This window comes from Ruegeria sp. R14_0 (genome assembly GCF_017743975.1).
Classification (GTDB): Bacteria; Pseudomonadota; Alphaproteobacteria; order Rhodobacterales; family Rhodobacteraceae; genus Ruegeria.
The window spans coordinates 280,943-299,750 of record NZ_JAGHRC010000004.1; the positions used below are offsets into that span (position 1 = coordinate 280,943).

An 18,808-nucleotide genomic window follows, 5' to 3' on the forward strand; every position below is an offset into this window, starting at 1 on the left:
GCACTCATTCGGTGCGCCCCGTTAGAGATGTCCAAAGAGTCACGATCGCACCAAGTTTGCGCGCCTCATGGACGACAACAGAAAACTCGTCGCCGTCGTTCAGAACAGCAAGGCTTGCGCCCTTACCGCCCGACGGACGCATGACGATCAGCTGCGGGTGCGCCAATATCTCGGCGGCGTCTGCATCCCACCCGGCCAGATCACGGGCAAAGTTCTTAAGCAACTCCTGATCCGCATGCAGGGCCTGCTCTTCTGCACAATCACCATCGGCCCGCTTCATTGCGCCGTTTCCGGCACTGGCCTGAACGCGCCCCAGTGCAAATCGTTCGGCGTCAACATAAAACTGGCTGGCCAAACTGTCTGAGGCTTCGTCCTCGGTCACAGGTTCCGGAGCGTCCGGGACGATCGAAACAACCGGGTCCACGGGCATTTCGATCGATGTGCAGGCGTTGGCAATTTCGCTGAAGGTAATGCCAACATCGTCAGCTTCGAGTGCATTGTCGGGCCGCAGGGACATCATGCTTAGCGGGGCAGGTGCCATCGCGATGTCAGAGACGAGCTGTGCCAACTGCGCCGCCAGCACTTCGCGCTGATCGGTTGCAAAATCTGGTGCGACGCCAACACGGACGCGGAATACATCCGTAACCCGAGAGCTGTTGACCTCAATCGCCAGACAATCGCCGTTTGCCGCCGTGAATTCCAAGCGGCGGGGTAACACGGTGCCCCGGATGGCCTGCAAAACCTTTTCACGGCGTTCAACTGCGGTATCCCCTGCAAGCGTAACAGCGGGATCAATCCGTGCTACCGCCGAGCGACCAATGTCCCCAAGCAGGTCGAGTATGTCTGTATCCATCATGCCGTGACCCCCTCTGGTCCTGACTAAACTGCGGCCGCGACCGGCCCCAGACTGAGATGCGATTTCGTTAGGGCCAAACCCACATTGGCGCTATTGCGACAGACGTAACAGACGACGTGATCCGGGTAGGCCTGCGTGCGCAGAAAGATATTCAGCCTATCCTTTGAAAACACCGCGATTTCCCCAAATCCCGGATTTTCAGTGTCCGCATTTCCCGATTGCCGCAACAGGGCTTCAAACGCGCTGACGCCGCGACCCTGAAACAGGTTTGCAACCGCCAAAGCCAAGCCTTCCAAAACCCGATCATCCTCTGCATCGCTAACGCTGGTTCCCAGCAACATCCCCGTTTCCATGTCGACATACCCGGCTGCAACGCAGTCGGGTATCGTTTCCATCGCGGATTTCAATGCGGTTTCGATAGACATCGGATCCCGCCTTTCTAACTTGGGTTCACGTTATAAAACATGCCATTCGGCCCCGCCCTTGTTGCCGGTTTTCGGAATGGAAGGAACGTCGTCTTTGTCGCGACGCGCGCTGTGTTCCGCCGCGATCTTGTCGAACTCTTCCAGGAAGGCCGTGAACACCTTTTTCAGACCATCTGCGTCTTGAGGAAGGTCTTCGCCAACTGTGATCTCGCGCCACATGGCCGCAGCACTCAGGCTCGATCCTGCGTCAACGCTCAACAACTCTTCCAGAGACTCAGGCGCAGTTTCGTCCTCGGACTCCTTGCCGCCCGGCATCGCAACAACCTGCGTTTCGATCAGCCCATTGGTTTCCGGCTCGGGTTCAAACTCATCCTCAACGCCACCTGATTGTTTCGCAAGCAATGCAGCGATGGACGAAACAGATACATCCGCACTTTGTGTTTCTGCTTCGAGGTTGTCGGTTTCCGCCTGTTCCGGCGTATCGGCCAGTTTGTCCCCAAGCGAAGCCATAACGGGATCTTCGTCCTGAGTGTCGCCGTTTGGCGGCGTACCTTCTGCCTCAGCCTCCAGCTCTGGGCTTTCGCCGTTCTCAATCTCTTCGTCCTCAAGATCTTCTTCATCCAGATCAAGAAACGCGTTCTGCTCTGACGGAATCTCGGTCACGTCAGCAAGGTTCAGAGGCTGGCTCGGCGTTTCCTTGAAGAACGAGCGCAGTTCATCTTCTGCAACCTCGGGATTGTTTTCTTCTTCGAGCGCGGTCATTTCGGCCCGCATCCGCTCTGCCTCATCCGCGTTGATGCGCGTGGACCGTTCCGTGTCATCCGAACGCGCAACGCGAGATGGTCGAACAGGGAAGCTGGTGACAACATCGTCCGGTTCATTGTCTGCGGAAACGGGATTGACCAGTTTCAACGGTGCCGGCTGTTCCGAAGCAACAGAGGGTTTTCTTGGACGCAGCGGCTGCACACGCGGCGTTTCAGCAAGGCTGTTGTCGATCTGATAACGCGCCAGCATATCGGCGCGGTTGTCCATGATCTGTTCGGTGATCTCAAGGAAGCTGTCCACCATCTTGCCGCCACCGCTACGGCCCCACAGCTCGGCGTCACCGCTTTTGTCGCGGGCCGTGATCGCATCGCGGGCCGAAAACAGGATCGAGCGGTTGAAGAGGTGCCCGGCCTCACGGTTGACGCGACGCAGAACCTTCTGGCGATCCTTTGCGCCCAGCGTGTCCGCCCGCGTGATCAGAAGCAACGAGTTGTGCTGCAGGCGTTCCGGCAAAGCCACCCAGGTTGCCCGTTCGGTTTCACGCCAGGCTTGCGTCGCGTGGGTGCACCACAGCACGCCATTGGCTTGACCAACAGCACGACGCCAGACATCGGTTGAAATCTTGGGATCCGAGATGCCGGGCGTGTCAATAAGATCGACAGCTTCAAGAATGTCGGATTCAAGGAAAATGCGAACGAATTGGGCGTCGTTGACACCGACGGATTCCAACTGATCCAACTCGATGTTTTCGCGCGAGCCATCGTGACGTTGCACGTAAGCGGATTGCTTGCCCCAACTGAACCAGACAGGTGGCAACTGGGTGGCCGTCACCTGCGTTGGCAGCGTGTGTGACCGCAACAGAAAGTTCATCAGCGTCGATTTGCCTGCACTGAACTCTCCCATAAGCGCAAAGATGGGCTTGCGGCGGGACCACTGCTCGATGCGTTCCCATGCCTTGGGCGAGACGAAACGGGTTTGTGAGTCTTTTGCCATATCGCTACTTATGCTGCCTCGTTACTAAGATCTTTCAGGATGTCGCCCAGAATGTCGTCTCGCGATTTCTGGGGCGTCAGTCCCGCCATCAGAGCCGCGTTGCGACTGGGATCATTCTCGGCCGATGCTGAAATGCTCAGCAACGTCTCCTTCTGCTCACGCAGGAAATCCGACAGGACGGCGCGTACGTTTTCCAACACCGCAGCAACCTGATTTTCTTCGATGTCCTTGGTGATCGAATTTGCCTCGGAGGCGATCAGGCGAGTGTAGTCGGCCGCGTAGGCTTCGAACCCTTTGCGGCGCTGCCACCACCTGCGCCACCACGTGCTTTGCAAGTCCAATGCGATCGTGCGTCCGATGCCAAGTGGCGGTGGAACGCGAGGTACGATTGGCGCTTCGATGCTGAACTCACCCAAGTGATTGCCCAGGATTTTCTGGTACAGCGCCTCAATATCGGCTGCGGCGGCACCGTACAGTGCGCCCGCCTCTTTACGCATGGACCGCGCAAAGCTGAAATAGGCCGCTTTCTGCAATGTCCGCAGACCTGCAGGGTCATACTGCCACGTGCCCTGTTCGCCATTCACCTCAAGGTGCGCGATCAGCGAATCTGTCGCGCGTTTGACAAAATTGGTTTCTGCTGAATTCAACCGCTCGAGCACCTTGGCACGTAACGAGGCCGTCAGTTCAGCCGCCTTCTTGTCATACTGATCTGTGATCTTCGCGACCGCTTCTTCGGGCGAAACTCCGTCCAGATCACGGGCCAGACCTTCGGAACCCGAGAGGTTCTTGGCAACCGCAGTGGCGCGTATCTGGCTGGCGATGTTGCGGGCGCGATGACGCACACGATCCAACAGACGATTGCCCGCGCCTTCGGCGATGCGTTCGTTCATGGCCAACAAAAGGTCGGGCAGGCCCGACAACGCCCAGATTTTATCAAGCGAGGGTGCCTGATCACCGAATCCGGCGGCTAGGTAGAAGGTGTTCAGCGCCTCGCGGGATTCATCCGTCAGAATCTCGGGATTGCCCGTCAACGCTGCCTCGGCCCAGAGCGCGCTGCCAAATACAACGCTGGTGTTCACGTCGATGTTGTTTTGCTTCAACGTGTCCTGAATACGGTCGCGGATTTCCGGGACCTGGTTCACTGGATCGGCAAGCTCGTCGATCCGGTTTACGAACAGTATGATCTGCCGGTTTTCGAACTGCGCGATAATCCGCATCAGCGCCATATCCATGGTCGTCAGCGCCTGGCTTGCAGCCAGAACAACAACGCAAACCTCAGACCCGCGTAAGCTGCGCAGGGTGATCTGCTCGCGCACCATGAAAGTATCGTTCACACCCGGCGTATCGCAGAGTTTTAGCGAAATCGGATATTGCGGAATGTCCATGTACAGTTCCGCCGACTTGGTTACATCGGCAAACCGCCCAGTTTTGGGGTTGATGTCCGGATCATCCTCATCCCCCAGGCAGACATAGCGCTGGATCAGTTCTTCGTCGAAATAGTCGTATTGGTGGCTTTGGCCCAGAATCAGATCAAAATGCTGGCCCAAGCGCGCCTCGGATTTCGCCTTCATCTCACCGATCTGACGGCGGATATCCTCCATCTCGTCATCCGCGCCTGCACGGTTGGCCAGTTCGCCCAAGCGGCCGCCACCGACCATAAGATTGTCCCATTCTTCTTGCTCGAAGAAGGTGAACTTGGCCCGCTTATCGCCTTCGGTCCGGGTGTTGATGTTCAGCGTGGTCACCACTGAGGTCCACGGGTTCACGTCAGACGGCAGCAGGGCAGGGCGCCCAGCCAGAATGTTCACGATCGAGGACTTGCCAGCCTTGACCTGCCCAACCATCGTAACGCTGGCTGTAAAGTTTTCCATCCGAGTCTTGAGCGTGGCAAGACGGGCGGTTGATCGCGCATCCGCCACCTCTGTCAATTGATCGATCTGTGTTGTCAGCGCCGTCATTGCCGACGTCATGGGCGTCAGTGCCTCATTGCCAACTGACAGAAGATGGTCGTTGCGCGCCATGTTCAGCCTCCGGTTCCTGTGGCGGCCAACTGTTCAGCTGGCGTGCTGGTCAACGAGTCGATGCGTGCGATCAGGTTCAATGCGTTGCCCAGGATGGCCGCTTCGGCACCCGGCGTCATCGACTCATAGGCGTTGCAATCGGCCAGAACTTCGATCGAGCGGAAGCGCTCACTGTTCTCTAGGCATGCTACCCGGCGGCCAGTCGGGAACCCTTCGGATTTGGTTTCCGGCAGGGGCATCCGCGCGTTGGCCAACAGGTATTGTCGCCCGGAATGCGTGCGCAGCGAGACACCAAAGCCGGTGTTCGGATGATTTCGGTTCAGGGTTTTGAGTTCACCAAGAAAACTTTCGCGCGCAAGGCCAACGGCTTCTTGCTCGGCAGCAGCGGAGTTCATCATATTGGTCACGGTTCAGACCCTTGTGCTGGAGTTGAGCTGGAACACTCGTACAACGCCCTTAGGCAAAAAGACTCATTAACTCCTACCCGACCAAGCATGACGTCTAAGGCGGTCTTATTTTGACGCGAATAAGATATTTTGGCGTTTGAATTGTGGCGCAATTGTGTTTGGCGCCAGTAATCGCCGCGCAACTTTTAGGGGAGTTTCTCTGCTGAGATCGGCTTTGAATATCCTACTCAAAACTCTGACTTAGTTGCGACTGGTCGACAAGCAGCACGCTTGCTTATCTGCGTCTGATGTTAACAATTATTTGTTATTTCATAGAAAACTAGGATGTATGAATCGCAGCAACGCACTCCAACGGTATCAGATTTCCAGAACTCTCGCACCTGAAACTTTGATCAAATCAGGCGCCCAAGCGTCACGCTTCCGCGCAATCAATAAGGGGTACTCAACGTAAGCGAGTTTAAAATTGATGGATAATCCGGTGTAAATGTATCTTTTTCGTCAACAATAATGGTGGTGATATCAAGTCGATTAAAGGGCCAGTTTTCCGCAATTTCCAACTACTGCGGCACAGCTGTATGAATACATGACCCGCGATCTGGATTGGAAAACCGACTTGAAGAGCATCTTCAGTCTGCTGCGCCTGGCCCCAAACTTCTACTGCCGTTACGTAATCAATAATCTTGAGTGCAACGCTATTTTACCTCTCGCACTCCACCTCAACCTTTGCTATTCAGCGCGTCATTCTGGCACCGCGTGTCAGGGTTGCGGGTGTGGCGAAATTGGTAGACGCACCAGATTTAGGTTCTGGCGCCGTAAGGCGTGGGGGTTCAAGTCCCTCCACCCGCACCACCTTAGAATCTGATGCCGTGTGGAAGCCTAAAGCCTTGAAGGGTAAGTTGGTTTCTCTGGTTCGAAGACCCCTCTCCCTGTTAACAACCAATGGCTTGTTATAAGCGAGCCTCAATACAGTTTTTTTGAACGCAAGGTCACCTTTTCTCTATATCTCTTAAGGGTTTGAAAGAGATTTCATTGCGTGTTCAAACAGTTCTTCGAACGAGGGCTGAGGCTTTCCGAATTGTAATGCCTCGTCATCGCAGAGAGCCGTTTCCTGTTCGAGTTACAACGGCTCTCATGCGGTTTCCAGCCCAAGCAAATGACTCCGGAAGAGCTGGAGCAGGGCGCAGACGCCTTTGATCGCAGGTGCTTTTCCACCGGCTGCTGCCTATCCCGTGCCGTGCGCCAGATTGGCGGCTTTGGGCTTTCCACTGCGATGCAGATTCAATCCTGAACACGGGGCAGATTTGGGATGGCCCAATATAGCGGCAAAAGGGGGTAACCCCTGTTACCGTCTTGCTCATGGGATCAGTGGAATTCCAACTGCTTTGCCGCATGGTTTCTCAGAATGTCTGGCGGGTCAAAGCGGTTGCCGTACTGTTCGGCGAGTTCGTCGCAACGTTCAACAAAACGGCTCAGGCCATACGTGTTGACGAACTGGATGTAGCCACCGGTATGAACCGGAGCGCCAATACCAAGGATCGACCCAACATTGCCATCGGCAACCGAACGCAAAACGCCCTCTTCCAGACAGCGCAGGGTTTCCAGAATTGCCCGAAACATGATGCGATCCTGAATGTCCTGATCGGGCAGAACGTCGTCCTCTTTGCGCCACGCTGCCAAACCGGGCCAGATTTCTTTGCCTCCGGCTGAGTAATCATAGAATCCTTTGCCGGTTGCGCGGCCCTTGCGGTCATGGCCGGTAACCAACTCGGCAATCATTTTTCGAGCCTCGGGAGTGGCTTCATCCGCCGGGTCCACAAGGCCCATGGCAATTTGAGTTGTGTAAATATCATGGATCAGTTTCAACTGGACTTCGTCCAGCAGGGACAACATTCCGGTCGGCATACCCGTGAGGCGTGACAGATTATCCACCCGTACGGGGTCTTGTCCCTCTGCGACCAGTTGCACAGCCTCCAGTATCTTGGTTCCGATGGTGCGAGACGTGTAGAACCCGGTTTGGTCGCCCACAATGATCGGTGTCTTTTTGATCTGGCGCGCAAAGTCAAAGGCGCGTGCAAGGGTCTCGTTCGAGGTTTTCTCGCCCGCGATGATTTCAAGCAAAGGCATCTTATCTACGGGCGAGAAGAAATGCAGGCCGACGAAGTTATCCGGTTTTGACGAGCCCTCGGCCAGGCGCGTGATCGGCAGAGTCGACGTATTCGAACCCCAAAATCCATCCTCGGCCAATAAGTCTTCGTGCTCGCCCAGTACCGCGTTCTTGACATCGATACGTTCGAATACGGCTTCGATGATCAGATCGCATCCTTTGATGTCCTCGGCCTTGTCGGTCGGTGTAATCAGGGCCAGAACTGCGTCGCGTTCTTCAGCGGTCATTCGACCTTTGTCGACGCGCTTGCTCAACAGCTTCTCGGAATAGGCTTTTCCACCTTGTGCCGCCTCAAGTGTCATGTCCTTCAGAACCACCGGAATCCCCGCCATCGCAGCCGAGTAGGCGATACCTTGACCCATCATCCCCGCGCCCAGAATGCCCAGACGCTGTACTTTCGAGCGTGGAATGTCCTTGGGACGCGAGGCGCCGCCATTCACCTTGTTCATGCCGAAGAACAAGGTCTCGATCATATTCTTGGTCGATGGCATGGGGGCCAGTGACGCGAAACGGCGACTTTCGTAACGCTGGGCTGTATCGAAATCGACGCGACCGGCGGCTTCGGTCATGATGTCCAGAATGCGTGCGGGTCCGGGCTGCAATCCCCTGGTCTTTTTGAACAACATCGCAGCCACACCGGCAATCCGAGGCGCGTTCTTGGGTGAAGCCGATGGGCCGCCGGGGATTTTGTAGCCTTTGACATCCCAAGGCTGCGTCACAGCAGCGGAATTGCCCTGAACCGATACGATGTACTCTTTTGCGCGATCCAAAAGCTGGTCAGGGGCCACAACCTCATGCACCAACCCTGCAGCCAACGCCTTTGTGGGTGAGACTTGGCGGCCTTCCAGAAGGAAAGGCATTGCCGCCTCCAAACCCAGCAACCATGTCAGGCGCACCGTACCGCCACCGCCGGGCAAAAGGCCGAGTGTCACCTCGGGCAGGCCGATCTTGGATTTTGGGTTTTCGGCGGCGATGCGATAATTGCACGCCAGGCACAACTCGTATCCACCGCCAAGCGCCGCGCCGTTGATCGCGGCCACAACCGGGACCGGCAGCTTTTCCATCCGCCGCATGACAGCTTTGGTGCCTTCGACGCTTTCAAAGAGCGCCTCGACGCCGTCCGGGGTGACCGATTTAAGCATATTCAGGTCGCCGCCCGCAAAGAAGGTTTCCTTTGCCGAAGTCCAGATGACCCCTTTCAGGCCATCTTCAGTTTCGATCCGGTCCATCGTGTCACGGAACAAGGGCAGAAAGGCGCTGTTCATCGCATTAACCGGGCCTTCCATATCCATGGTGACGGTCACGATGCCATTGGCGTCTTTTTCGTATGCAAATGCCATATGTCAGATCCTTCCTTACACGCGCTCGATCAGGGTCGAGATGCCCATCCCGCCGCCGACGCACAGCGATAGCATGGCGCGTTTGGCATTGCGCCGTTCCAGTTCATCCAACATGGTCGATACCAGCATTGCCCCGGTTGCACCCAGCGGGTGGCCCATAGCGATAGAGCCGCCGTTGACATTGGTGATCTCGTGATCGATGCCCAGATCCTTCATGTACCGCAGGGCGACCGAGGCGAACGCCTCGTTGATTTCCCACAGGTCGATGTCCTCTGCGGTCAATTCGGCCTTATCCAAACATTTCTTGGCCGCTGGCCCGGGACCCGCCAGCATGATGACCGGATCGGTTGAGATCATCGCCGCCTGCACAATACGCCCGCGCGGCTCAAGCCCCAGATCCTTGCCTGCCTGCTCCGAGCCGATCAGCACCGCTGCCGATCCATCCACGATGCCAGAAGAGTTTCCCGGCGTGTGAACATGGTTGATGCGTGCGACTTCGGGGTATTTCGACAGCGCCATGTCGTCAAAACCGTAGGTTCCCATGGCCGCAAAGGATGGATTAAGTGACCCCAATTTCTGCATGTCAGTGTCCGGCTTGATGAAATCATCGCGTTCGAGGATTGTTAGCCCACCTTCATCCCGGACCGGCACCACAGATCTATCGAACCAACCGCTGTCTCGTGCGTGCGCCGCGCGGCGTTGGCTTGCCATCGCAAAGGTATCGACATCCTCGCGACTGTAGCCGTCGATTGTCGCAATCAAATCTGCGCCAATACCCTGCGGCACCGCGCGTTGATCGATGATCATGTCGGGATCCAAATACATGGCGCCACCAGCCGAGCCCATGGGAACACGGCTCATGGACTCCACGCCCCCGGCAACCATCAGATCTTCCTGACCGGCCACGATCTTGGCCGCGGCCGTGTTCACGGCCTCTAATCCAGACGCGCAGAACCGGTCAATTTGAACGCCGGACACTGCTTCGTCCCAATGCGCGGCCTGAACCGCAGCTTTTGCAATATCGCTGCCCTGATCACCGATAGGGGATACACATCCCAGCACCACGTCACCGACTCGGCTGGTGTCCAGGTCGTGACGGCTCTGCATTTCGCGCAGCAGTCCTGCGGCAAGTTGCAATGGCTTGACCTCATGCAGCGTTCCGTTGGCCTTCCCCCTCGAACGCGGGGTGCGGATGGCATCGTAGATGTAAGCGGCGCTCGCCATTTTGGTCCTCCAGCGTCAATTTTGCTTGCCAAAGTGACAGTGCTGGCGGTCGGCAACAATGATCTGGAGATACAAAAAAATGGACATTATCTTACATCCATGACTGTAAGCATTCCGGCCGTTTTTGCCGAAAATCTATTGCAAGGTGTGACGCGGCGTGGGGCTGATCCGGCGGCCATACTGAAACGAGCGGGATTGAGCGCCGCCAACCGTTCGATGACGCACCCAAGTTTTGTAAAACTGGTTCGGACCGTGACTTTGACACTGGATGACGAATTGGGCGGTTTACAGGATCGGCCACAACGCATCGGCAGCACTGCAATACTTGCCGCCCATGCCAGTCATGCCGAGAACCTGGGCGAAGCCTATCGGCGAACCGTGCAATTTATGGATGTTCTGGACAACTCGTTTCGCTACCGATTCCGCGAAGAAGGCGAGAGCGCCATTTTCGAGATGGAGCGCATCCCCGGCCGAGTTGTCCTGAACGAGTTGGCCGTTGAAATGATCATGGTATTGGTCAATCGCATGCTCGGCTGGCTTGCGGGGAACAAAGGGGCCGTAAACCGAGCGTGGTTCGACTATGCAAGCCCTAGTCACGCGCCAATCTACCGGGCCATGTTCCTGCAAGCGCCTGTGCGATTTGAACAATCGACCAGCGGGTTGGCAATCCCGCGTGCCCTGATGAAATTGCCTTTGGTGCGGACCGAAGATCAGGCCATGGCTTATGCACGGCGGACGCCATTGGACGCGTTTCTGCCGATGGATGGGACGACCGGCCTTGCGCTAGAAGCCGCGCTAGCCATCGACACGATCCTGACACGGGACGGGCGACTGGCCGATATGGAGGAGATTGGCCGCCTCCTGAACATGCCCAGCCATCGGCTACGACGCACCCTCAAACGTGAGGGCGTGGATTACTCGGACTTGCGAAAACAGGTCCGGCGGGATCTGGCAGTACGGTTGCTTACAACAACGGACTTACCCATTGAGGTTGTTGCCTCAAGATGCGGCTTCAGTGAGGCCAGCGCGTTTATTCGTGCCTTCCGCGGATGGACGGGCCTGACGCCGCGCACGTATCGGGTCTCGGACCTTTGAATCGACCTATTGGCCCAGTAACCCCATCTGGCGCACCGCCAGATCGCGCATGATCTCTTCCGAGCCGCCGCCAATGGCCATGATCTTGATCTCACGCCAAACACGCTCAACCGGATTGCCCCGCATATAGGCGGCGCCTCCAAAGACCTGCATCGCCTCAGAGGCGACGAATTCCAACGACTTGGTGGCCTGAACCTTGGCCTTTGCCAATTCTGCAACGGGCATAAGACCTTGTTCTATCGCCCAGCAAATGCGCTCAATATAGGCTTCGTTCATATCAATCCGGGCCGATATTTCGGCGAATTTGTGATTGATAACCTGATGTTCGATCAACCGCTTCCCAAAGGTTTCCCGCTCACGCGCCCATTCCAGCGCGCTGTTGTAACACAGCTTCATCATACCTAGCGACGCCGAGGTCAGCCCGAGGCGTTCAAAGTTGAAGTTGTTCATGATCGCGATGAAGCCCTTGTTTTCAGGGCCAAGCAAAGCGCTGCTGTCCACTTCACAATCTTCAAGGTGTAGTGTGGCCTGCTGTGAGCTATGCCAACCCATCTTGCGCCCCAGCGGTGTCCGACTGAAACCCGGCGCGTCATAGGGCACTAGGAACAGCGAGATGCCGGCCAGACCCGGCCCTCCGGTACGGGCACCGATTACGAACCACTCGGCATCCATTCCGCCGGTGATATAGGTTTTCTCGCCGTTCAGGACCCATTTTCCACCCTTAAGCTCGGCCCACGTCTGGATGTTGGCAACGTCCGAACCCGCGCCGGGTTCGGTGATGCCCAATGATGACATCATCCGGCCCGCGATGATTTCGGGAAGCACCGTTTTTTTGAACTGCTCAGAAGCAAACTTCGCGATTGGACTGATCGAAATCGTCCGCCCGCCAAGCGCTGCGCCAACGCCGGACGCGCCGCAGCCGAACAAGATCTCACTGTAATCGTGGCGCATGAACGCATTGTCGAAGCCCAACCCGCCGTACTCCTCGGAGATGCCAAATCCGAAAACGCCGAACTCGGCGACTTTCGCGTGCAGCTCCCATGGAATGCCGCGATCTGCTTCCCACTGCTCGATGTTGGGCTTGATTTCCGTATCCACAAAGCGGGCGAAACTCTGTCGAAAGGCTTCGCGTTCAGGTGTCATGAACGGGGAGGGCAGGGTCATTCGACATCCTCGATTTGTATGCCTGTTTCAGGCTGCACCTGCAGTTGACTTTCCATCATGCGGGCAAACCGGTCCATCATCTGCGTCAGATATTCAGGCGAAGAAACGAACCGTTCGTGCAACAGCAGTCCGCGTAAAAATGTCCGCGCGATGCTCCACAAAAGGTCAGTGTCATCGCGGTCTTCGGTAACACTGACATATTGGCCCGAGATCAGATCAAGGTTCGACCTGTCCCAGTCGCGCAGGCTTTGTTCCAACAGTCCAAACAAGGCGGCATCTGTCCGGCAGGCGACAAGAATTTCGACGATGGCGCGCCCGCCTGAGGAATTCACGATGTTGGCCCAGGACGACATGATCAGTTCATAGACGGGGGGAGGGGTACTGCCTCCATTCCAGATCGGGGTCTGCGCATTATCCAAAAGGCGCATCGCAGTCGCCGCGACTAAGGCCTGCTTGGTGGGGAAATGATGTGTTATGGCCCCACGCGATATACCTGCCTTGGCCTGCACCTTTGCAAAGGTCGTCTCGGCATATCCCAGCTGATCCAGACAGCTGACTGCGGCGTTGTAGATCTTAGCTCGCATATCGCGCGACCGGCGATCCTGCACCGAAGGTTTCTTTGATGCTATGTTCATCATGTTCCGTGGCGTCGTGGCGGCAGTTCACGGTTGACCGCTGCAATCGACAAATCATAAAAACAGAACAGTCGGTCTGTAAAGCATGGATCGCGACCCAGGTGGGAGAGACGTAGCGTGACGAAACCTCTGCGGATCGGAGGAGCGAGTGGGTTCTGGGGGGATGCCCCTCATGCCACACAGCAATTGCTGTGCACGCCGGGCCTGGATTTCCTAGTGTACGACTACCTGGCCGAAATCACGATGTCGATCATGGCGCGCGCGCGCCTGAAGGATCCGCAAAAAGGATACGCGGTGGACTTCGTTTCAGACGTTATGGCCCAAAACCTGACCCGGATCGCCGAGGCAGGGGTAAAGGTTCTGTCGAATGCAGGCGGCGTCAACCCAACGGCCTGCGCCGAAGCATTGCGCCTGAAGTCCGCCGAATTTGGGTTGGATTTGAAGATTGCAGTCGTCCAAGGCGATGATCTGATGCCGCGCGTGGCCGAGTTCGCGGACCGAACCGAGATGTTCTCGGGCGCGCCCATGCCCAGTGAAGACAAAATCGCGTCGGTCAACGCCTATATTGGCGCGGGCCCGATTGTAGCTGCCCTGCAGGCCGGGGCGGATATTGTCATCACGGGACGGTGCGTGGACAGCGCGCTGACGCTAGCGGCGTGCATGCATCACTTTGGCTGGCCGCACGACAATTATGATCTGCTGGTCGCCGGGTCGCTTGCGGGTCATCTTTTAGAGTGCGGACCGCAAGCGACAGGCGGCAATTTCACCGATTGGGAGTTGGCAGGCGACCTCGCCCAGATCGGATACCCCGTAGCCGAGATCAGCGCGGAAGGTGCGATCATTCTGACCAAGCCCGAGGGTACATCCGGCTGCGTGACACCTGCTTCGGTCGGCGAGCAGATGCTGTACGAGATCGGCGATCCACAATCGTATATACTGCCGGATGTGATTTGTGATTTTTCGAATGTTCAATTGGCACAAACCGATCCTGACCGGGTGCGGGTCACGGGTGCAAGAGGGCGCGCGCCAACAGGGCAGCTCAAGGTTTCTGCGACTTGGGCGGACGGATACCGTTCAGGCGTGACCTTTCTGATCAATGGGCGCGATGCCAGAAAAAAGGCAGAGGCATTTGCGCAAGCTGGTCTGGCACGGGCCCGCGCCGTTCTAAAGCAAATGGGCGCGCCAGACTATCGTGACGTCTCGTTCGAGGCGTTCGGTGGGCGACCAAGTAACAGTGATTACGAAGAGATTTCGTTCAAAGCGGCTGTGAAGCACGATGACCCCCGCGCGGTTGGCCTGTTCTTGCGAGAGTTGACCGGGGCCGCTCTGGCCACACCACCGGGGATGCACATCTTTACCGGAGGCGGGCGTCCCAAACCATCGCCGGTGGTGGCCTTGTTTTCATTTCTGGTTCCGGAAACCACACTGAACTATCGGGTGACCGTTGACGGAAAGGACATTTCCTACAACTCACCACCGGTTCCGCCACACGGCCCCGCGCCAGTCCGGGCCATCATCCCTAAACCTATCGAGCAGCGTAAAACTGATTGGGAAGAACGCCCGCTGGAACACCTGGCTTGGGCAAGATCTGGGGACAAAGGTGACAAAGCGAATATCGGGGTTATCGAGCGCAACCCAGCCTATCTACCCTATATCTGGTCCGCATTAACCGAGGACACGCTGTCAGCCATTTTTGCTGATTACCTATCGGGTTCTGTCGAACGATACTATCTGCCCGGCACGCACGCGATGAACATCATCCTGAACGAAGTTCTGGGTGGGGGTGGCGTCGCTTCGCTGCGCAACGACGCACAGGGCAAAAGCTTTGCCCAGATCCTGCTTGCCATACCAGTTAAGGTCCCGGCGGGACTGATCGCAAATTCCGAGCAAGGAGATTACTGATGGGATTTGTCAGCCAGGTTGTCCGCGACTCTGAGACCTTTGCAAAGAACCGGGCCGATATGCTGGCCCTTGTCGATCAGATGCGCGCGCTCGAGGCACGGCCCGTTGCGCTGTCAGAAAAACGGCGCGAACGGATGGAGGCGCGCGGTCAGATCACGCCTCGTGACCGCTTGGCACATCTGCTGGACCCGGGGATGCCGTTTTTGCAACTGCATGGGCTGGCAGGATTTTGCGTCGATACGGATGATCCGGAAAAGTCGGTGCCGGGAGCCTCGCTGATCATCGGGATCGGCTTCATCTCGGGCGTACGTTGCATGATCATCGTTGACGACGCGGGGATCAAGGCAGGCGCCATGGTAGAAATGTCCGCCGTCGCCTTCCTGAGTGCGCAGGACATGGCGTTGAAACAAAATCTGCCCTTTGTGCATCTGGTCGAAAGCGCCGGGGCGAACCTTATGGAATACAAGGTCGAGTTCTGGGCCAATGGTGGCAAGCTGTTTCGCAATCTGGCCCGCCATTCGGCCGCTGGCTTGCCCAACCTCGCCGTGCTTCACGGTCCGTCGACCGCAGGCGGGGCTTACATGCCCGGCCTTGCCGACTATGTTGTCGGCGTCAAACAGAACGGCATGGCCGCGCTGGCCGGGGCGGCGTTGGTCTATGCGGCGACAGGCGAAAAGGCCAATGATCGCGATTTGGGCGGCACTGAGATGCACGCAACGACGTCGGGGCTTGTCGACTATCTGGCCGAGAACGACGCCCACGGAATTGAAATGGCGCGCAGTGTGATAGCGCGACTGGATTGGAACAAATCTCTGCCGCAGCGCCATAGCCACGAGGTACAAGCGCCGAAATACGACATAGATGAAATCGCGGGCATTGTGCCAACCGATTACCGAATTCCCTACGATGTCCGTGAAGTTGTGGCACGGATCGTGGACGGTTCGGACTTTGACGATTTCAAACCCGATTATGGTTCGGCCACTGTCTGCCTGCAGGCCGCAATCAACGGGATCGCAGTGGGTATCATTGGAAACAACGGTCCGCTTGATCCGGCGGGGGCCAACAAGGCCTCGCAGTTCATTCAGCTATGCGGTCAGGCCGATATTCCACTGATCTTCCTCAACAATATCACAGGGTTCATGGTCGGCACTCAATATGAGCAGGGCGGCATGATCAAACATGGTGCCAAGATGATTCAGGCTGTGACCTCGGTCGATGTGCCCAAAATCACGCTGTATATAGGGGCAAGTTTCGGGGCCGGAAACTACGGTATGTGCGGTTATGCCTATGACCCGGATTTCCTGTTCGCATGGCCCAATGCCGCGACTGGTGTGATGGGCGGCGAGCAGGCGGCCGGAACGATGGAAATGGTGGCGCGCGCGGGGTTCAAACGCAAGGGGATCGAACCGGATGAACAGGCGCTGGCCGCACAAAAAGCCGGGATAACAGAGCATTTTACCCGGCAGGAGAATGCGTTTTATACGTCGGGCCGATGCATCGACCACGGAGTCATTGATCCGCGTGACACCCGCCGTGTTCTGGGGTTCTGCCTCGAGACCTGCCTTGAGGCGCGCGCGCGCAAGGTCAAACCCAGCTCTTACGGCGTTCACAGATTCTAGTCATGCTGCCAAACTCACCACACTCGGACCTTGAACATAGTAATCGAGGTTTGACCGTCGGGTTCAACGATCCTGAACAACGCAGGCCGTCGACCGCATGTCTTCGGACAAAGCGCGTGAAGGGGATATCGGCCTTTGTGCAGAAACAAAAACCCAATTGGGCAAGGGGATGAGCAATGGCATTTGACACAGTTCTGGTCGCCAACCGTGGTGAAATTGCTGCGCGTATCCTTCGAACGGTCCAGTCGCTGGGTCTTCGCACGGTAGCGGTTTACACGACTGCGGACGCCGGGGCACCGCATGTTGCGCTGGCGGACGCAGCCGCCTGGATTGGCGACGGTCCTGTTGGCGACAGCTATCTGAACGGCGACCGGATCATAGCGGCTGCTTTGAAAACTGGGGCATCGGCAATCCATCCCGGCTATGGCTTTTTGTCTGAAAACGCCGACTTTGCCGCAGCGGTTGAGGCTGCTGGGCTGAATTTTATTGGGCCCGATCCTGAAGCCATCCGTTTGATGGGCGACAAAGCCGATGCAAAACGCCTGATGATCGCCGCAGGAGTACCTTGCGTGCCGGGCTATGAAGGCGCAGAACAGTCCGACGCGGCCCTGATTGCAGAGGCCAACAAGATCGGGTTTCCCATCATGGTCAAGGCCGCCGCGGGCGGGGGCGGGCGCGGGATGCGGCTGGTCCGGGATGAAGAGGAACTGCCGCAGGCGATTGCACTGGCCCGATCCGAGGCTGAAAACGCTTTTGGCTCGGGCGCGTTGATCCTGGAAAAAGCGATCACCAACGCGCGCCATGTTGAGTTGCAGGTCCTTGCAGATACGCACGGAAACATCATTCATTTAGGTGAAAGGGACTGCTCGGTCCAACGCCGTCACCAAAAGGTGGTGGAAGAGGCACCTTGTCCGACACTGTCATCGGAAATGCGCGCAAATATGGGCGCGGTGGCGATCGAAGCGGCGCGCGCGGTCAACTACCGCGGGGCTGGCACGGTCGAGTTTCTTTTGGAGCCGTCCGGTGCCTTCTATTTCCTTGAGATGAACACGCGCCTTCAGGTTGAGCATCCTGTGACCGAGATGATTACCGGCCTTGATCTTGTGGCGCTGCAGATCGCGGTGGCCCAGGGCAATGCCTTGCCGATTTCGCAAGAAGACGTATCGCTTGAAGGTCACGCAATCGAGGTCCGTCTGTATGCCGAAGACCCCGCCAACGGGTACCTGCCAGCAACCGGCCCTGTCGATTTGTGGCAGCCTGCCACCGGGCCGGGCGTGCGCGTGGACGCAGGGGTGCAGACAGGGCAGGAAATTTCGCCTTTCTACGACCCAATGCTAGCAAAGATCATCGCATATGGACCGGACCGAGAAACAGCTCGAGCCAGGGTGATCAAAGCCGTGGAGGAAACCGTGCTGCTGGGAACGGTGACGAATTCCGCTTTTTTGGCCGATATTCTTGCGCATCAGACGTTCGCCGTGGGGGAGGCAACGATTAATTTTTTGGATCGAACCTATCCCAACGGCTTCCCCTCCGATCAGGTTAAAGATCGCGATGTCGCTTTGGCGCTCGCGCTGCTGCTGGAGGCTGACAAAACACGCGCCAAGGCGACGGCCGGTTACGTTTCACAAGATCAACTCGGCTGGTCCAGCGCGGCCTTGCCGCTGATCTCGGTTACCATGCTTTGCGGTGAGGTCCAGACGCAGATCCGCGCCGGCGCACATCCCGACGGTTGGGCTGTCTGGATCGGGGGGCACAAGTTCGACATCGCCTTTTCAGAAGGTCGCAACGGGACCACGCGCGCGCGAGTGAACGACCAAGTCGTCGAGGTCGTCGCGCATATCCGCGACGATACAGTACAACTCGCCTTTAACGCCCGGCGTTTGACCTTTCGACGCCTGCGCCCCGGTCAGCGTGAGGAAACAGACCATGCCGGAGGTCGCATCACGGCTCCAATGCCCGGGCTGCTGATTGAAGTCGCGGCCAAGCCGGGTCAAAAAGTGGCCAAAGGCGATCGTCTTGCCGTGCTGGAAGCGATGAAGATGCAGCATCTGATCACCGCTACCGTGGATGGAGTCGTCAGCGCCGTTCATGTGGCGGCAGGTCAGCAAGTGACCCTGGGCGTCGTAATGATCGAGATTGATGAGAGCTAGATGTCTTCGGGCCGATATCACGCCAGGGTGGCCACAAGGCCGGACCCA

13 protein-coding genes and 1 tRNA gene are annotated in these 18,808 nt (G+C 57.3%); 5 read left to right on the forward strand and 9 right to left on the reverse strand.

The annotated features are described in order from the left end of the window. Positions 1–4: 4 nt before the first annotated feature. Genes J7416_RS13610 through J7416_RS13630 form a run of 5 tightly spaced genes read right to left on the reverse strand, consistent with a single transcriptional unit; the run spans position 5 to position 5,458 of the window. Positions 5–856: a hypothetical protein gene (locus tag J7416_RS13610; protein ID WP_209225429.1), complete on the reverse strand. Its 852-nt coding sequence runs from the start codon at positions 854–856 to the stop codon at positions 5–7. 23 nt (positions 857–879) lie between these two features. Continuing rightward, positions 880–1,281 carry a hypothetical protein gene (locus J7416_RS13615; RefSeq protein ID WP_209225431.1) on the reverse strand — a complete coding sequence of 134 codons (402 nt, stop codon included), beginning with the start codon at positions 1,279–1,281 and terminating at the stop codon, positions 880–882. Positions 1,282–1,311: 30 nt separating this feature from the next. Further along, complete coding sequence (locus J7416_RS13620) at positions 1,312–3,039, reverse strand: dynamin family protein (protein ID WP_209225433.1); 1,728 nt, start codon at positions 3,037–3,039, stop codon at positions 1,312–1,314. An 8-nt stretch (positions 3,040–3,047) separates the two neighbouring features. Next, the gene (locus J7416_RS13625) at positions 3,048–5,060 is read right to left on the reverse strand and encodes a dynamin family protein (protein ID WP_209225435.1); all 2,013 of its coding nucleotides are present in this window, start codon (positions 5,058–5,060) and stop codon (positions 3,048–3,050) included. 2 nt (positions 5,061–5,062) lie between these two features. Beyond that, positions 5,063–5,458, reverse strand: coding sequence for a hypothetical protein (locus tag J7416_RS13630; protein WP_247744300.1), 396 nt, complete (start codon positions 5,456–5,458; stop codon positions 5,063–5,065). A gap of 773 nt (positions 5,459–6,231) precedes the next feature. Between J7416_RS13630 and J7416_RS13635 the strand changes: the two genes are divergently transcribed. Then, a tRNA-Leu gene (locus J7416_RS13635) sits at positions 6,232–6,316 on the forward strand. A 513-nt stretch (positions 6,317–6,829) separates the two neighbouring features. Here J7416_RS13635 and J7416_RS13640 read toward each other — a convergent pair. Continuing rightward, positions 6,830–8,971: a 3-hydroxyacyl-CoA dehydrogenase NAD-binding domain-containing protein gene (locus J7416_RS13640; protein ID WP_209225439.1), complete on the reverse strand. Its 2,142-nt coding sequence runs from the start codon at positions 8,969–8,971 to the stop codon at positions 6,830–6,832. 15 nt (positions 8,972–8,986) lie between these two features. Then, positions 8,987–10,195, reverse strand: coding sequence for an acetyl-CoA C-acetyltransferase (locus tag J7416_RS13645; RefSeq protein WP_209225441.1), 1,209 nt, complete (start codon positions 10,193–10,195; stop codon positions 8,987–8,989). A 99-nt stretch (positions 10,196–10,294) separates the two neighbouring features. On the opposite strand from J7416_RS13645, the gene J7416_RS13650 reads away from it, so the two are divergent. Then, positions 10,295–11,290 carry an AraC family transcriptional regulator gene (locus J7416_RS13650; RefSeq protein ID WP_209225443.1) on the forward strand — a complete coding sequence of 332 codons (996 nt, stop codon included), beginning with the start codon at positions 10,295–10,297 and terminating at the stop codon, positions 11,288–11,290. Between the two features lie 6 nt (positions 11,291–11,296). Here the strand turns inward: J7416_RS13650 and J7416_RS13655 are convergent, their stop codons facing one another. Both J7416_RS13655 and J7416_RS13660 read right to left on the reverse strand, forming a co-directional pair. Beyond that, positions 11,297–12,454 (reverse strand): acyl-CoA dehydrogenase family protein, encoded by a 1,158-nt coding sequence (locus tag J7416_RS13655; protein ID WP_209225445.1) that lies wholly within the window; start codon positions 12,452–12,454, stop codon positions 11,297–11,299. Then, positions 12,451–13,038 carry a TetR/AcrR family transcriptional regulator gene (locus J7416_RS13660; protein WP_209225447.1) on the reverse strand — a complete coding sequence of 196 codons (588 nt, stop codon included), beginning with the start codon at positions 13,036–13,038 and terminating at the stop codon, positions 12,451–12,453. Before J7416_RS13660 ends, J7416_RS13655 begins: the two co-directional genes overlap by 4 nt. Positions 13,039–13,206: 168 nt before the next feature. Between J7416_RS13660 and J7416_RS13665 the strand changes: the two genes are divergently transcribed. From J7416_RS13665 to J7416_RS13675, 3 genes are all read left to right on the forward strand, one after another. Next, positions 13,207–14,991 carry an acyclic terpene utilization AtuA family protein gene (locus J7416_RS13665; protein WP_209225449.1) on the forward strand — a complete coding sequence of 595 codons (1,785 nt, stop codon included), beginning with the start codon at positions 13,207–13,209 and terminating at the stop codon, positions 14,989–14,991. Further along, complete coding sequence (locus J7416_RS13670; protein WP_209225451.1) at positions 14,991–16,610, forward strand: carboxyl transferase domain-containing protein; 1,620 nt, start codon at positions 14,991–14,993, stop codon at positions 16,608–16,610. The genes J7416_RS13665 and J7416_RS13670 overlap by 1 nt, the downstream gene beginning before the upstream one ends. Positions 16,611–16,786: 176 nt before the next feature. Further along, positions 16,787–18,760 (forward strand): acetyl-CoA carboxylase biotin carboxylase subunit, encoded by a 1,974-nt coding sequence (locus tag J7416_RS13675; protein ID WP_209225453.1) that lies wholly within the window; start codon positions 16,787–16,789, stop codon positions 18,758–18,760. Positions 18,761–18,808 lie beyond the last annotated feature (48 nt).

Bases quoted from the DNA above. Each gene is read 5' to 3' on its own strand.
- J7416_RS13630 (WP_247744300.1), bottom strand. From the start codon at position 5,458: ATGATGAACTCCGCTGCTGCCGAGCAAGAAGCCGTTGGCCTTGCGCGC.
- J7416_RS13645 (WP_209225441.1), bottom strand. From the start codon at position 10,195: ATGGCGAGCGCCGCTTACATCTACGATGCCATCCGCACCCCGCGTTCG.
- J7416_RS13610 (WP_209225429.1), bottom strand. From the start codon at position 856: ATGATGGATACAGACATACTCGACCTGCTTGGGGACATTGGTCGCTCG.
- J7416_RS13670 (WP_209225451.1), top strand. From the start codon at position 14,991: ATGGGATTTGTCAGCCAGGTTGTCCGCGACTCTGAGACCTTTGCAAAG.
- J7416_RS13625 (WP_209225435.1), bottom strand. From the start codon at position 5,060: ATGGCGCGCAACGACCATCTTCTGTCAGTTGGCAATGAGGCACTGACG.
- J7416_RS13655 (WP_209225445.1), bottom strand. From the start codon at position 12,454: ATGACCCTGCCCTCCCCGTTCATGACACCTGAACGCGAAGCCTTTCGA.
- J7416_RS13675 (WP_209225453.1), top strand. From the start codon at position 16,787: ATGGCATTTGACACAGTTCTGGTCGCCAACCGTGGTGAAATTGCTGCG.
- J7416_RS13620 (WP_209225433.1), bottom strand. From the start codon at position 3,039: ATGGCAAAAGACTCACAAACCCGTTTCGTCTCGCCCAAGGCATGGGAA.
- J7416_RS13660 (WP_209225447.1), bottom strand. From the start codon at position 13,038: ATGCGAGCTAAGATCTACAACGCCGCAGTCAGCTGTCTGGATCAGCTG.
- J7416_RS13640 (WP_209225439.1), bottom strand. From the start codon at position 8,971: ATGGCATTTGCATACGAAAAAGACGCCAATGGCATCGTGACCGTCACC.
- J7416_RS13650 (WP_209225443.1), top strand. From the start codon at position 10,295: ATGACTGTAAGCATTCCGGCCGTTTTTGCCGAAAATCTATTGCAAGGT.
- J7416_RS13615 (WP_209225431.1), bottom strand. From the start codon at position 1,281: ATGTCTATCGAAACCGCATTGAAATCCGCGATGGAAACGATACCCGAC.